Origin of the sequence: Flavobacterium sp. NLM (genome assembly GCF_002210235.1) — a bacterium.
GTDB classification, from domain to species: Bacteria; Bacteroidota; Bacteroidia; order Flavobacteriales; family Flavobacteriaceae; genus Flavobacterium; species Flavobacterium panici.
On sequence record NZ_LIAC01000005.1, the window covers coordinates 311,213 to 326,954 of the forward strand.

The 15,742-nt window shown below is 35.0% G+C and carries 9 protein-coding genes; 6 read left to right on the plus strand and 3 right to left on the minus strand.

The genetic code is table 11. From position 1 onward, the window contains the following. Positions 1-17: 17 nt before the first annotated feature. Genes APR43_RS08425 through APR43_RS08435 form a run of 3 tightly spaced genes read right to left on the minus strand, consistent with a single transcriptional unit; the run spans position 18 to position 5,501 of the window. The gene (locus tag APR43_RS08425; protein WP_053469998.1) at positions 18-833 is read right to left on the minus strand and encodes a SusE domain-containing protein; all 816 of its coding nucleotides are present in this window, start codon (positions 831-833) and stop codon (positions 18-20) included. Between the two features lie 28 nt (positions 834-861). After that, the gene (locus APR43_RS08430; protein ID WP_053469997.1) at positions 862-2,490 is read right to left on the minus strand and encodes a RagB/SusD family nutrient uptake outer membrane protein; all 1,629 of its coding nucleotides are present in this window, start codon (positions 2,488-2,490) and stop codon (positions 862-864) included. Positions 2,491-2,525: 35 nt separating this feature from the next. Continuing rightward, positions 2,526-5,501 (minus strand): SusC/RagA family TonB-linked outer membrane protein, encoded by a 2,976-nt coding sequence (locus tag APR43_RS08435; RefSeq protein WP_053469996.1) that lies wholly within the window; start codon positions 5,499-5,501, stop codon positions 2,526-2,528. A gap of 235 nt (positions 5,502-5,736) precedes the next feature. On the opposite strand from APR43_RS08435, the gene APR43_RS08440 reads away from it, so the two are divergent. The 6 genes from APR43_RS08440 (at position 5,737) to APR43_RS08465 (ending at position 15,648) form a co-directional block, all read left to right on the plus strand. Next, positions 5,737-6,768 carry a LacI family DNA-binding transcriptional regulator gene (locus APR43_RS08440; protein WP_053469995.1) on the plus strand — a complete coding sequence of 344 codons (1,032 nt, stop codon included), beginning with the start codon at positions 5,737-5,739 and terminating at the stop codon, positions 6,766-6,768. Between the two features lie 177 nt (positions 6,769-6,945). Further along, complete coding sequence (locus APR43_RS08445) at positions 6,946-8,466, plus strand: MFS transporter (RefSeq protein ID WP_053469994.1); 1,521 nt, start codon at positions 6,946-6,948, stop codon at positions 8,464-8,466. Next, complete coding sequence (gene pgmB, locus APR43_RS08450) at positions 8,459-9,118, plus strand: beta-phosphoglucomutase (RefSeq protein ID WP_053469993.1); 660 nt, start codon at positions 8,459-8,461, stop codon at positions 9,116-9,118. The genes APR43_RS08445 and pgmB overlap by 8 nt, the downstream gene beginning before the upstream one ends. A gap of 43 nt (positions 9,119-9,161) precedes the next feature. Further along, a complete protein-coding gene (locus tag APR43_RS08455) occupies positions 9,162-11,465 on the plus strand; it encodes a glycoside hydrolase family 65 protein (protein ID WP_053469992.1) in 2,304 nt (767 codons plus the stop codon). A gap of 28 nt (positions 11,466-11,493) precedes the next feature. After that, on the plus strand, positions 11,494-13,608 hold the full coding sequence (locus APR43_RS08460; RefSeq protein ID WP_053469991.1) for a glycoside hydrolase family 97 protein: 2,115 nt from the start codon (positions 11,494-11,496) through the stop codon (positions 13,606-13,608). A 174-nt stretch (positions 13,609-13,782) separates the two neighbouring features. Next, positions 13,783-15,648 (plus strand): glycoside hydrolase family 13 protein, encoded by a 1,866-nt coding sequence (locus tag APR43_RS08465; protein ID WP_053469990.1) that lies wholly within the window; start codon positions 13,783-13,785, stop codon positions 15,646-15,648. Positions 15,649-15,742: the final 94 nt, after the last annotated feature.

Consider the following 15,742-nt stretch of genomic DNA (forward strand, 5'->3'; position numbering starts at 1 on the left):
GTATAATACATTAGAAACTAGTCTAATGTTATAGTTTTTGCACTATTGTCAATTGTTAGAACTCTTGGTCCAGTTGGTCCAGTATATTTAAAGTTACTGTCTCCGTCGTTTGCATTTACTAATTCTGGATCAATAGTAAATCCTTGGCCTGAATAGTAAGTGTAGTTATGACTAGAATCCCAGTTACCATCACTTGTAAAGTTATTTCCTAAGAATTCTCTAAATGCTTCTCCGCTTTTAAGAACAATTGTTACTTGATAAACATCTGTTTTTCCAATTACTAATGGGAATTCAGTTTCAGCATCACCAGCCCATGTCCAACCTCCTGGAGTTGCAGCACCTACTAACCAGTGAGAACTTGCTAATGGTACGTGGTATGGAGTAGCTGTAATAGTGAAAACATTAGAATATTGAGGCAAACCTGAAGCACCTACAACAGATTTGATACGAATATCAACTTTGTTTTCTTCTTTTTCAACAAAACCACCATTTACTAAAGCTGAGTTTAATTCAGCAACCGTTAAACTTTTAACTCTTTCAGTAGTATTTGACACAACTACAGGAACAGCAAAATTTGTTCCTGCTTTTGCTACTTCGATTGTGTAATTAACAACTGTTTGGGATCCTTCATATTTTGCATCATTCCATACTACAATTGTTGCCACATTGTTTTCAGTTTCTTTCGATAGAACGATACTAAAATCAGATTTAGGATTTAATAATACTGGAGCAGTTGCTGCCTCGATTACTGGTCTGTTTTCTACATCGTCAGCATTACAAGACACAGCTAATACACCAATGAATGCGATTAATACTTTATATATATTTTTCATTTTGTTTTATTTTTAGTTATAGGTTAGTTTAGTATCCTGGATTTTGTTTTAATGTTGGATTTGCTTGTATATTTCTTGCAGGAATAGGCATTAAATCTCTGTATGATTCAGTTGCGCTTCCATTTATAGAACCACCTTTCCATTGCCAGATTTTTGATCCACCAGTAAATTTCCCAAAACGGATTAAATCAGTTCTTCTGTGACATTCCCAAAACAACTCTCTTCCTCTTTCATCTAAAATAAAATCAAGGGTTAGTTGAGGCGTTGTTATAGTCTGAGCTCCGGCTCTTGTTCTAATTTGATTGATGTACCCTAAAGCTGTACCCATATTTCCTGTTGATGCACCTCTAAGCGTTGCCTCAGCATACATTAAATAAGCATCTGTTAATCTGAACATTGGAAAATCGATATCCGGGATATCATTTCTTTGTGCTGCAGATCCATCAGAATTAACATTGATGTATTTAGTTACAGCATAACCATCTGTAAAAGTTCCAACATTTTTGATGTCTTTTGATTGTCCGTTTGTATAAAATGTACCTCTCTTATCACCAGTTGCAGTTTCATCAGGAAAAAGATTTACAAACTCTCTACGAGTTCTAATTCCCTGCCATCCACCGTCCATACCTCTGGACGCAGCGCTCATACTTCCTCCAATTGAAGCATGCATAATAAAACTCATTCCTCCACCAGTAGCTCTAATTGCATTACCATCACCAACAATAGGGAAGATAACTTCGCTTTGAGCACCATTTCTGTTGTTATCCGCAGAAAATAAGTATCCGTAAGGAACATTTGCAAAAGTATAACCCGAACTAGTAATTATTTCATTACATAATGTCGCTGCTTCATCATTTCTTGCAGTCCCAGTATATACTTTAGCATTTAAATAAAGCTGAGCTAATAAGAACTTAGCAGCAGTTTTGTCAACTCTTCCATATTCATTTGCTTTTGAAGCAACTAAACTATTATCCAAGTCTTTTAATTCTGATTCTACAAAAGCAAAAACTTCTGCTCTTGATTTTTGTACCGGATAAAAGAATCCAACAGGATCATTTTCTGTTGTAATTGGCACATTACCGAACAAATCCATTAAATTATAATATGAAAAAGCTCTCAAGAAACGAGCTTCTGCTCTAAAAGCAGCGATTTGCGTTTTTAGATTAGCATCAACTCCTCTTGCAGTTAGTTTTTCATCTGTAGTTTGTCTTAAAAATTCATTAGCAACACTAATGTGATAAAATGCTCTAGAGAAAGTTCCTGCCAAAAATTCATTTGCCGGAGACCAGGTTTGACTATTTAATGTTGGTAAAGTACCATCTGCCCATGCAATAATTGCTTCATCTGTTGTAAATTCCTGAGTTACAAAAAGTAACCTTAAGTAACTACTAAAATCTCCTCCAAGTCCTGCAATATCAGGGCTTTTTGTTGGAACCGCTGCATCTCCATCTCCATCGTTACCTCCTACATATAGTCCTGCATATAATTTTGCAAGTACTTGTTTGTATGATGCCGGATCTTGAAAAAAGGTTTCAGATAAAAATTCATCATCATCCTTTGGCGTCACGTTTAAGTCGTCCGTACACGAAGTAAGCGTCATACTTAATCCTAAAACGAATAGGAAAAAATAACTTATATATTTAAATGATATTTTCATTTTGTTTATTTTTTAAATTTTGATTTCAGCTCCTATTAGAAATTCACATTAACACCAAACAAGTATGTTCTTGCTCTTGGATAAACATTGTTATCAATTCCATTGAATTTTTCCGGATCTAAACCATCATATTTGGTTAGAATAAATACATTCTGTACACCAGCAGTAAATCTTAGAGAAGCCCCTTTAATTATTGTTTTATCAAAAGTATATCCAAGAGTTACATTATCCAGTTTTATAAAAGAGGCATCTTTAACAAAATAATCTGATAAATAACGCTGTGTACCATTGTCTTCAAATGTAAAACCAGTATTGTAGTAATCTGAACTTACATTAGATAAATCTGTTTGTCTTCTTAGACCTGCATCAGAATATCCTAAGTTAGAACTTACGTTATCAAAAATTCGATTTCCTAAACTCGCTCTCCAGTTCATTGTAAAATCAAACTTTTTATAGTTTAAAGTAGAAAACAATCCGAAAGTATAATCTGGAGCTGTTTTATGAAATCTGTAACGATCTCCAGTATCTATTTTTCCATCTCCATTTCTATCCACATAAGCACCAGCAATTGGTCGTTTGTTTGCATCATATAATTGTTCGTAAACAAAGAATGAGTTTGGAGCATATCCAACAGAGTTTATCTGAATTTTATTTCCACTTCCTCCAGCAATATTATCACCAGCTAGGTAGCCTTGAAAACCTGGAACAGTAATTCCTAAATCAGCAATTTTCTGATCGATATAAGTAGCATTAAAAGCAACATTCCAATTCAGATCATCTGTTTTAACAATATCCGACTGAATACTGAACTCAACCCCTTTTGTATCTACACTACCAATATTAAAGAAACCTTGATTTCTAAGATTAGCTCCATCAGGAACTGCGATATCAGCTAATAAATCTGTTGATTTTTTATTAAAATAATTGATAGATCCAGTTATTCTATCATTGAAGAAACCGTAATCAATACCAACGTTTGTCTCTGCCAGCTCTTCCCATTTAATATCTTCATTATAACCTTCTGGTCTTGCTGTTGAATAAACAGTATTTCCAAAAATGTATTGTGTATTAATTGTTCCAAGAGTTACTCTGCGTAAATAATCATACTGTGCAGAAATATCCTGCTGTCCAGTTGTACCGTAACCTACTCTTAATTTTAAAGTTGATACAGTTGTATTATCTTTTAAGAAAGCTTCTTCAGACAGATTCCATGCAAAAGCAGCTCCTCCAAAATTACCCCATCTGTTATCTTCAGAGAAGCGAGAAGTTCCGTCTCTTCTGTAGTTAAGTGTCAATAAATATCTGCTGTCATAACCTAAGTTTAAACGACCGAAATAAGATTGTAAATTAACATCTGGATCTGTAGCAACATCCGCATTAGGATTTGGCTGTCTAACTTCTCCTGATGAATATTTCTCTTTTTGGAATAACTGATAGTTATAACCTGCTGTTGCATCAATTTTAAACTTTCCTAAATCTTTAGTATAATTAAAATACGCATTTAAGTTTTTGTTTTGAAGTGCATCAGTATAATGATTATAGTTTCCTAAGTTCACATAACCTGGATCAGTGAAAGGTTTTGGCTGATATCCTAAAGCACTTTGAGTACTTACTTCTGTGTAACCGCTACTATCAAATCTATCGATACCAGCTTCAACAACAGCTCTCAAATCTTCGAAGAAATGGAATTTATAATCCAATCTAACATTTCCCCATTTTCTTGTAGAAGTTGCTCTTCTTTCATCTTGATTCAATCTTGCTACAGGGTTTCTTGCAGGCAATAAAGGCAAGTTTCCAGTAGGCTCTAACCATTCAAAATATCCTCCATAACGAGATCCTGCCTGATATACTGGCTGCGTTGGATCAAATCCAATTGCACTTCCAATTACTGCTCCTTCATCCTGAAATTGATTTTTTCCAAAAGATAAGTTTCCGCTAATATCAATTTTTAAATGATTGTCAAATAAAACTGGATTTAACGATAACGATGTCGTAGTTCTTTCAAAAGAAGTGTTTCTTAGGATTCCAGGATTATCAACATTTCCAACAGATAAACGTACTGGTAATTTATTAAATAAAGCACCACTTACAGAGATATTATTGTTTGTTGTTAAAGCTGTATGAAAGATTTCATCTTGCCAGTTTGTGTTTGCGTTACCTAATAAAGCTTGTTGAGCAGGAGTACCTTTTGTATTAACCAATTCACGGAATTGATCTGCACTCATCACATCAACAGTATTAGCAACTGTATTGATACCAACCTGAGAGCTAAAGTTTACTTTAACACCACCTTTTGTTCCTTTTTTAGTTGTAATAACGATTACACCATTTGCAGCACGAGATCCGTAGATCGCAGCAGCTGAAGCATCTTTAAGCACTGTAAAAGACTCAATATCATTAGGATCAATAGTAGATAAAATACTTGTTGCACCACTAGGAACTGCATTACTTAACGGAAGTCCGTCTAATACAATTAATGGCTCATTTGATGCATTTAAAGAAGACCCTCCACGAATTCTGATATCTGCTTTTGCACCTGGTGCACCCCCTCCTGTTACATTAACGCCCGAAATACGTCCGCTGATTAAACTTTCTGGAGTTACGTTAATACCTTTGTTAAATTCTTTAGCAGAAATTTGAGATACTGATCCTGTTGCGTCTTTTTTCTTAACAGTTCCGTAACCTACTTGTACTACAACTTCTTTAAGTTGGTTCGTATCTTCTTCTAAAGAAACGTTTATAGTTTTTTGTCCGGCATACTCAATCGTTTGCGTTTTGTAACCAATAAAAGAAACTACAATTTTGTTTCCGCTTTTAACATTCGACAGCTGGTAATTACCGTCAAATCCTGTTGATGCACCGCTTGGAGCACCTTGTACATTTACATTTACCCCTGGTATTGGCTGACCTGTTGCTTTATCGACAACAGTCCCGCTTAAAGTGTTTTGAGCTAACACTGTAAACGGCAACAATAGGAATAAAAATAACAACTTTTTGTAAATTGTTTTCATACTTTTTGTTTAAATTAGTTTGAGTTTGTGATTGTTAGTTAAGTTTTTAATTTTACTTCGAATTTCAAAATTAGGAATTTATTAACACGGTCGACGAGAGGCATTTTTAATTGGTTTACGAAAACGTGGTAGTGTTGAAAACTTTCTATTTTTTGTAATCTTTTAAGTCAAAAATTGCCAATTATAAAAATTTCAGATACCTTTATTATTAATTAGATTTTTTTCAATTCACGCCATGAAACGCAAAATAACCTTAAAACAGATTGCAAAGGAACTCGATGTCTCTATTTCAACTGTCTCAAAATCACTCAGAAACAGCCTTGAAATTGGAGAAGAAACACGATTAAAAGTGCAGGCTTTTGCAAAGTTTTACAACTATAAACCGAACAATATTGCCCTTAGTTTAAAAAATCGAAAAACCAAAAGTATTGGTATTATCATTCCGGAAATTGTACATTATTTTTTCTCTACCGTAATCAACGGAATTGAGCAGGTTGCTAACGAAAATGGATACAGCGTTGTGATTTGTTTATCTGATGATTCTTTTGATAAAGAAGTCCTGAATATGGAAATGTTAGCCAACGGAAGTATCGATGGTTTTATCATGTCTCTCTCTAAAGAAACCCAGTTTAAAGGTGATTTTCACCACATTACCGAAGTTATAAATCAGGGAATGCCGGTTGTCATGTTCGACCGCGTGACCAACGATATTTTATGCGATAAGGTTATTATCGATGATAAAGCTGCGGCTTATGAAGCCGTTCAGAGTTTGATTGACAACGGGCGAAAAAAGATAGCTTTAGTAACTACAGTCGATTATGTAAGTGTTGGAAAACTGAGAACAGACGGTTACGAAAAAGCGCTTTTAGACAACGGAATTCCCTTCAATGAAGATTTAATCATAAAAATCGAAGACGTCGATACCTGCGAAATTACCATCAGTCAGCTTTTGCATGATCGTGCTTTCGATGCTGTTTTTGCTGTTAATGAGCTTTTTGCCGTAACAATTATTAAAACAGCTTCAAAAATGGGATTAAAAGTTCCAGAAGATTTAGCCGTAATTGCTTTTACTGACGGAATTATCTCAAAATACTCCACTCCAAGTATCACAACCGTAAGTCAAAGTGGAGAAAAAATGGGAAATAAAGCGGCTAAAATGCTTATTGAAAGACTGGAAGCTGAACACGATGATGACGAAGAAGAAAACGAAAACTACACAACAGAAGTTATAGAAACACATTTAATAAAAAGAGAATCTACTGACTAAAATTCTTAAAATCAATACTTTCTAAAGCCATAAAAAATATTTATGGCTTTTTTGTTAGCATATATCTAAAAATAATTTATACTTTTACGGCCGTCAAAGCTTTTACTTTTACTTCGAAAAAACAGTAAGTTTTGATAAGCAAAGCGCTTATCGTATAATTTTTCACAAATTACGATAATGGAAAAGCGTAAATTAAGTTTCTGGGAAATTTGGAATATGAGTTTCGGTTTCTTAGGAATACAGTTTGGTTTTGCACTGCAAAACGCAAATACTTCAAGAATTTTTGAAACCCTTGGTGCTAAAATAGATGAAATCCCAATTTTGTGGATTGCTGCACCTGTTTCTGGTTTAATTATTCAGCCCGTTATTGGTTATTTCAGTGACAGAACCTGGACTCGTTTAGGCAGACGCCGCCCCTATTTTTTAATTGGAGCTATTTTGTCTTCGATCGCATTATTTGTTATGCCAAACTCTCCTACTTTGTGGATTGCGGCAGGAACTTTATGGATCATGGATGCTTCGATAAACGTTTCAATGGAACCATTTCGCGCTTTTGTTGGCGATAATTTACCAGACCATCAGCGTGCATTAGGTTTTGTAATGCAGAGTTTCTTTATTGGTACCGGAGCCGTTGTTGGTTCAGTTTTGCCTTATCTTTTCACAAATGTCTTTGATGTAAGCAACGTTGCTCCAAAAGGAATTATTCCGGATGCCGTAAAATGGTCTTTCTACATTGGCGGAATTGTTTTCCTCCTTTCTGTTTTATGGACTGTTTTTAAAACAACCGAATATACTCCAGAGGAACTTCATGCATTTGAAGCTAACAGCAAAAAAGATTTAGATAAGGATGCTCTAAATTCAGAAACAGAATTAGGTGTTACAATTAAAAAACAATTGTTTTTAGGATTAGTCTTTTCTGCTATTGGAGGATTAATTTCATTTCTAATTTTTGAAAATAACCTGGCAAAAGAATTATATATTTTATTCATCGGACTGATTTTCATGGGCGTTTTATTTGTAATTGCATCACAATTACGAACTAAAAAAGTTCAGAATGGATTTACCATAATCATGACCGATTTATTGAATATGCCAAGAACAATGCAAAAATTAGCCTGGGTTCAATTTTTTTCTTGGTTTGCGCTTTTCTCCATGTGGATTTACACCACACAAGCCGTTACACAGCATATATTTGGTACAACAGACACCACTTCAAAAGTATACAATGATGCTGCTGACTGGGTTTCTGTTTTATTTACGGTTTATAACGGAGTCGCTGCGACCGTAGCTTTTTTATTACCGGTTATTGCAAAAAAAGTAGGCGTTAGAGCAACACATTTATTGGCCTTATGCGCTGGAGGTGTTGGTTTAATTTCAATTTATTTTATTGGCGATAAACAAATGCTTATCCTGCCAATGTTAGGAGTTGGTATTGCATGGGCAAGTATTTTATCAATGCCTTATGCTATGTTATCTGGCGCTTTACCAGCCGCAAAAATGGGTTATTACATGGGGGTTTTTAACTTTTTCGTAGTAATTCCGCAAATTGTAGCCGCTACAATCTTAGGATTTGTAATTAAACAATTCTTTCACAACGAACCTATTTACGCCTTAATAATTGGAGGTGTATCGATGATATTTGCCGGATTACTTACACTTAGAGTAAATAGCAGAACTAAAATTGAAATTCATGAATAATAAAAAAGCATTCATCTTCGATCTTGACGGAGTGATCGTTGATACCGCTAAATACCACTTTTTAGCCTGGCAAAAAATTGCACAATCTCTAAACATAAATTTTACGCATGAAGACAACGAACTGTTAAAAGGCGTGAGCCGGGTTCGTTCGTTGGATATTATACTTGGATTAGGAAATGTTCAGGCTTCTCAGGAAGACAAAGACAAATGGTTAATTCAAAAAAACGAAGATTACTTATCTTATTTAGTTGACATGGACGAAAACGAGATTCTTCCTGGTGTTTTTAAAACACTGCAATTATTAAAAGATAAAAACCAAGGAATTGCATTGGGCTCTGCCAGTAAAAATGCAAGACCAATTCTAGAAAAAACAGGGATCATCTCTTACTTCGATGTTATTGTGGACGGAAATGACGTTACCAATGCAAAACCAGATCCTGAAGTTTTCTTAAAAGCGGCTCAATTATTAAATATTGATCCAAAAAATTCAATTGTATTTGAAGATTCTGTTGCCGGAATTCAGGCAGCAAATATTGCAGAAATGGTAAGTGTGGGAATTGGTGAGGAAACAATTTTGCATGAGGCTGATTTCATTTTTAAAGATTTCACTGTAATGGATGAAAACTTTATCGAATCATTAATCACAAAATAATCAATCATAAATCAATCAATCACGAAAAACACTTTAAAAACAAATGAACCAAGATTATATAAAACCAGACAATTGGTCAATTATAGAAGAAGGATTTGATGCCGAGAGAGTAAAATCGTCTGAAAGTCTTTTTAGTATCGGGAACGGTGCTATGGGACAACGTGCCAATTTTGAAGAAACATATTCAGCAGAAACTTTTCAGGGAAGTTACATCGCTGGAATTTATTATCCGGACAAAACAAAAGTGGGATGGTGGAAAAACGGTTATCCGAAATATTTTGCCAAAGTACTTAATGCTCCAAACTGGATAGGAATTGACATTGAAATCAACGAAGAAAATCTTGATTTAAATAATTGTGCCGAAGTTAGAAACTTCCGCAGAGAATTGAATATGAAAGAAGGATGGTACAATCGTTCTTTTGAAGCTGTTCTAAAAAACGGAACTGAAATTGCCGTTAACGTTCGTCGCTTTCTTTCGTTAGATTTAGACGAAGCGGGAATCATTAAATACGATATTACACCTTTAAACAAAGATGCAAAAATCGTTTACAAACCTTATGTTGACGCTGGTGTAACCAATGAAGATGCCAACTGGGAAGAAAAATTCTGGGAACCGCTTGAAGTAAAAAAAGGAACAAACGAGGCTTTTGTAACTGCTCAAACGTTTAAAACGCATTTTAAAGTTACGACTTTCATGCACAATACGATTTTGGCAAATGGTGAAGACATTCATGTTTCTCCATCGACAATCGATTCAACAACAGATAAAGTTCAGTACACTTACGGTACTATTATTGCAAAAGGACAAACCTCATCAATCCAAAAAATTGGTGGATATACGGTTTCTTTAAACCACGAAAATACTTTGGCTGCAGCCGAAAAAGTAATTAAATCGGCAGTAAATTCAGGATATGATGCTTTACTTCAAAATCAAATTGAAGCTTGGGCAAAAATCTGGGAAATGTCAGATATTACAATTGATGGCGATGTAAAAGCACAACAGGGAATTCGTTTCAACATCTTCCAATTAAACCAAACCTATTCAGGGAAAGACAGCCGATTAAACATTGGCCCAAAAGGTTTCACCGGAGAAAAATACGGAGGATCAACTTATTGGGACACTGAGGCATACTGTATTCCGTTTTACATGGCGACAAAAGATCAGCAAGTTGCAAGAAACTTATTGACTTACCGTTTCAATCAATTGGATAAAGCGATTGAAAATGCGAAAGATAATTTAGGTTTCAAAAACGGAGCTGCATTGTACCCGATGGTTACCATGAATGGTGAAGAATGCCACAACGAATGGGAAATCACGCACGAAGAAATCCACAGAAATGGAGCGATTGCTTTTGCGATTTACAACTATTACCGTTACACCGGAGATTACTCTTATATACCAGAAAAAGGTTTAGAAGTTTTAATTGGTATCGCACGTTTCTGGCACCAAAGAGCATCTTTTTCAAAAGAGAAAAATCAGTATGTAATTCTTGGAGTTACAGGACCAAACGAATACGAAAACAACATCAACAATAATTTCTACACCAATTATATTGCAAAATGGTGTATTGATTTTGCTGCAGATCAAATCAATAAAGTAGCTTTAGAATATCCGGCAGATCACAAACGTGTTTTAGAAAAAGTAAACCTTACTTCGAATGAAATTCACGAATGGAAAAAAGTAGCTAATGATATGTATTTCCCAACTTCTCAAGAGTTAGGAATCTATTTGCAGCAAGACGGTTTCTTAGACAAAGATTTAGTTCCGGTAAAAGATTTAGATCGTTCACAACGTCCGATCAACCAAAAATGGTCTTGGGATCGCGTTTTACGTTCGCCTTATATCAAACAAGCCGATGTTTTGCAATGTTTCTATTTCTTCGAAGATCATTTTTCAAGAGAAGAATTACAACGTAATTTCGAATTTTATGAATCATTTACCGTTCATGAAAGTTCCCTTTCGCCTTGCGTACACTCGATTCAGGCTGCTGTTTTAGACAAAATGGATATGGCTTATACTTTCTATTTAAGAACTTCTCGTCTGGATTTGGACGATTATAATAAAGAAGTGGAAGAAGGCTGTCACATCACGTCAATGGCCGGAACCTGGATGAGTATTGTAGAAGGTTTTGGCGGAATGAGAGTGAAAAATGGTCAATTGCATTTCTCTCCAAAAATTCCAAAAGAATGGAAAGGTTACTCTTTTAAAATTAATTTCAGAAACCAAATTTTAAAAGTAGCTGTAAATCATAACGAAACAACATTTACTGTAGACGGCGATCAAGATTTAACAATTGTAGTTAACGGAAATCCTGTGATTGCAAGTAAATTTGTACAAATAAATTAAATTACAATACACTTAAAAACTAAAAAACATGAAAAACTTATTTTTCGCAAGTTTAATTTTGTTTGCGTTTAGCACCGTTGCAAAAGCGCAGCAATTAAAATCACCCGAAGGCAAGTTCGTAATGGAATTTTCTCTTCAAAACGACGGAACTCCAACGTACAATTTAAAATACAAAAACAAAGAAGTTGTAAAAACCAGTAAATTAGGTCTAGAACTTAAAGATGACAAAAAATCTTTACTAAATGACTTTACAGTTGTTGATACCAAAACTTCAACTTTTGATGAGACCTGGAAACCGGTTTGGGGAGAAGTAGATAACATCAGAAATCATTATAATGAATTGGCTGTAACTTTAAACCAAAAAGGAACAGACAGACAAATCGTAATTCGTTTCCGTTTATTTGATGACGGTTTAGGATTTAGATATGAATTTCCGGCACAAAAGAATCTTACTTATTTCGTAATTAAAGAAGAAAGATCACAATTTGCCATGACTGGAGATCATACTGCTTTCTGGATTCCGGGAGATTATGATACTCAGGAATATGATTATACAAAATCGAAATTATCTGAAATTAGAGGTTTATCTGAAAAAGCATATACAGCAAACGTTTCTCAAAAATCTTTTTCACCAACAGGAGTTCAGACTTCTTTGATGTTAAAAACAAACGACGGAATCTATATCAACTTACACGAAGCGGCTTTGATCAACTATTCTTGTATGCACTTGAATTTAGATGATAAAAACTTAGTTTTCGAATCTTGGTTAACGCCAGATGCAAAAGGAGATAAAGGCTACATGCAAGCGCCAAGTCACTCGCCTTGGAGAACGATTATGGTAAGTGATGATGCTAGAGAAATCTTAGCATCAAAAATGACTTTAAACTTAAACGATCCATCAAAAATTGATGATACTTCTTGGATTAAACCAGTAAAATATGTTGGTGTTTGGTGGGAAATGATTACAGGAAAAAGCTCTTGGTCATACACGAATGATTTTCCAACAGTTCAATTAGGAGTTTCTGATTTCTCAAAAGCAAAACCAAGCGGAACGCACGGAGCAAACAATGCTAACGTAAAAAAATACATTGATTTTGCTGCTGCAAATGGTTTTGACGCTGTTTTAGTTGAAGGTTGGAACGAAGGCTGGGAAGACTGGTTTGGACATTCAAAAGATTATGTTTTTGATTTCGTAACCCCTTATCCTGATTTTGATGTAAAAGGTTTGCACGAATACGCAAAATCTAAAGGAATCAAAATTATTATGCACCATGAAACTTCAGGTTCAGTTCGTAATTACGAGCGTCATATAGACAAAGCATATCAATTCATGAAAGACAACGGGTACGACGCTGTAAAAAGCGGTTACGTTGGAGATATTTTACCTCGCGGTGAAAACCATTACGATCAATGGATTGTAAACCATTATCAATATGCAATCGAAAAAGCTGCAGATTATAAAATTATGGTAAACGCTCACGAAGCAGTTCGCCCAACAGGAATTTGCAGAACGTATCCTAACTTAATTGGAAATGAAGCAGCAAGAGGAACAGAATACCAAGCTTTTGGAGGTTCAAAACCAAATCACGTTACAGTATTGCCTTTTACACGTTTAATTGGTGGTCCAATGGATTACACTCCGGGAATCTTCGAAATGGATATCAGCAAAATGAATCCTGACAACAAATCACATGTAAACAGTACATTAGCAAATCAATTGGCTTTATACGTTACGATGTACAGCCCATTACAAATGGCGGCAGATACACCGGAAAACTACAACCGTTTTCCAGATGCATTCCAGTTCATTAAAGATGTGGCTGTAGATTGGTCAGAAAGTAAATATATTGAAGCTGAGCCGGGAGATTTTATTACTGTTGCACGTAAAGCAAAAGGAACAAACAACTGGTTTATTGGAAACGTAAACGGAGAAACGCCGCGTACATCAAACATCGATTTCAGCTTCCTTGAAAAAGGAAAAAAATACACAGCAACCATTTATGCTGATGCAAAAGATGCGCATTACAAAACTAATCCGCAAGCTTATACAATTAAGAAAATTGCTGTAACAAGCAAATCAAAATTATCGCAGCTTTCTGCTCCAGGCGGAGGATATGCAATAAGCGTTATTGAAACCAAATAACACCCTAAAAAGACAAGTAATTCTCCCCAAAATTGCTTGTCTTTTTTTTAATCTTTTATAGTTGTCCTGCAAGGTTTTGAAAACCTTGTAGGTCTTCTAAAAGCTTTACTTTACTCCATTCATACCTACAAGGTTTTCAAAACCTTGCAGGAAATCGAACTAAAAAGAAAAACTATGAATAACCTAAAAAACAACCATTCGATTTATAAAATAATTCTGTTTGTTCTACTATTTTCCGCTTCCGCGAAAGCGCAAATTCAAAAAGTAGAACCACCATTTTGGTATGCCGGAATGAAAAATCCGGAACTCCAGATTATGTTCTACGGAAAAGACATTGCACAATATGAAGCTTCAGTTTCAAATAATGTGACGATTAAAAATGTAGAAAAAACAGAAAATCCAAACTACCTTTTCGTTACAATTGATACTCAAAACCTAAAAGCTTCTGAATTGGTTTTTTCTTTCAAAACCAAAAATAAAGTGGCGTTTACGCAGAAATATTCGCTTAAAGAAAGAAGAGCAAATTCAGCAGACCGAAAAAGTTACGATGCATCGGATTTGATTTATTTAATCATGCCAGATCGTTTTGCAAATGGAAATCCAAAAAACGATAGTAATGCTTCTTTAACTGAAAAAGGAAATCGTCAGGATCCAAGCGGACGTCACGGCGGCGATATTGAAGGAATCATCAAAAACTTAGATTATATTTCGTCTCTTGGCGCGACTACAATCTGGAGTACACCTTTATGCGAAGACAACGACAAACAACATTCGTATCATACTTACGGACAATCGGACGTTTACAAAATAGATCCGCGTTATGGAACAAATGATGACTACGCTCGTTTATCTGCAGAAATGCACAAAAAGAACCTAAAACTGGTTATGGATTATGTAACAAATCACTGGGGAATTACACACTGGATGATGAAAGATATTCCAACCAAAACATGGTTCAATCAATTCGAAACTTTCACACAGACACATCACCGTCGTGAAGTAATTACAGATATTCACGCTTCAAAAATAGATCAGGAAGTTTGTGTTGACGGCTGGTTTGTACCTTCAATGCCTGATTTAAATTTAAGAAATCCTCTAGTAGCAAAATACTTAACTCAAAACGCAATCTGGTGGATCGAATTTGCTAATCTTGATGGCTTTAGAGTTGATACTTATAATTACTCTGACCAAACTGCAATGGCAAATTGGGCAAAATCAATCACAAATGAATATCCAAACTTTAATATCGTGGGAGAAATCTGGATGCACAATCAGGCAAATTTAGCGTATTGGCAAAAAGACAGTAAAATTGGTGCTATCGAAAATTACAATTCTAACCTTCCAAGTGTAATGGATTTTACGCTTCAAAGTCAGATTACTTCTGCTTTCAACGAAAATGAACCAAGCTGGGACAATGGATTGATCAAATTCTACAACAATTTTGCAATGGATTATTTATATCCAAATACAAATAACATTCTAGTTTTTGCCGAAAATCATGATACAGACCGTATGAACGATAAGTTCAAATATGATTTACCAAAATACAAACTGGCGATGACCTTATTGGCTACAATTCGCGGAATTCCACAAGTGTATTACGGTTCAGAAATCGGAATGGGCGGTGATAAAGGTAAAGGCGGCGATGCCGATATTCGTCAGGATTTCCCTGGCGGATGGGCTGGCGACAAAAACAATGCTTTTACAAAAGAAGGAAGAACAGCAGAACAAGCAGCTTACTTTGATTTCTCTTCGAAATTGTACAACTGGAGAAAAACAAACGAAGCGGTTCATTTCGGAAAAATGACACATTATATTCCTGAAAACAATACTTATGTATATTTCAGATATACGGATAGTAAAACTGTAATGGTTGCTTTCAATAACAATGCAAAAGAGCAAATTATAAAAACAAACCGTTTTAAAGAAAGCATCAAAAACTTTAAATCTGGAAAAGATGTAATTACAGGAAAAACATTTGATTTAGCTTCTGAAATCACTTTAGAACCAAAATCAGCTTTGGTTTTAGAATTGGAATAATATTACACACAAAGCATATAACGTAGAGGCGCACAGCAGTGCGTCTACGCAAAGGATTTTAGCCACAGATTAATACGATTAACACAGATTTTAT

Coding starts and splice junctions, on each gene's coding strand:
- APR43_RS08425 (WP_053469998.1), bottom strand. CDS start 833: ATGAAAAATATATATAAAGTATTAATCGCATTCATTGGTGTATTAGCT.
- APR43_RS08430 (WP_053469997.1), bottom strand. CDS start 2,490: ATGAAAATATCATTTAAATATATAAGTTATTTTTTCCTATTCGTTTTA.
- APR43_RS08435 (WP_053469996.1), bottom strand. CDS start 5,501: ATGAAAACAATTTACAAAAAGTTGTTATTTTTATTCCTATTGTTGCCG.
- APR43_RS08440 (WP_053469995.1), top strand. CDS start 5,737: ATGAAACGCAAAATAACCTTAAAACAGATTGCAAAGGAACTCGATGTC.
- APR43_RS08445 (WP_053469994.1), top strand. CDS start 6,946: ATGGAAAAGCGTAAATTAAGTTTCTGGGAAATTTGGAATATGAGTTTC.
- pgmB (WP_053469993.1), top strand. CDS start 8,459: ATGAATAATAAAAAAGCATTCATCTTCGATCTTGACGGAGTGATCGTT.
- APR43_RS08455 (WP_053469992.1), top strand. CDS start 9,162: ATGAACCAAGATTATATAAAACCAGACAATTGGTCAATTATAGAAGAA.
- APR43_RS08460 (WP_053469991.1), top strand. CDS start 11,494: ATGAAAAACTTATTTTTCGCAAGTTTAATTTTGTTTGCGTTTAGCACC.
- APR43_RS08465 (WP_053469990.1), top strand. CDS start 13,783: ATGAATAACCTAAAAAACAACCATTCGATTTATAAAATAATTCTGTTT.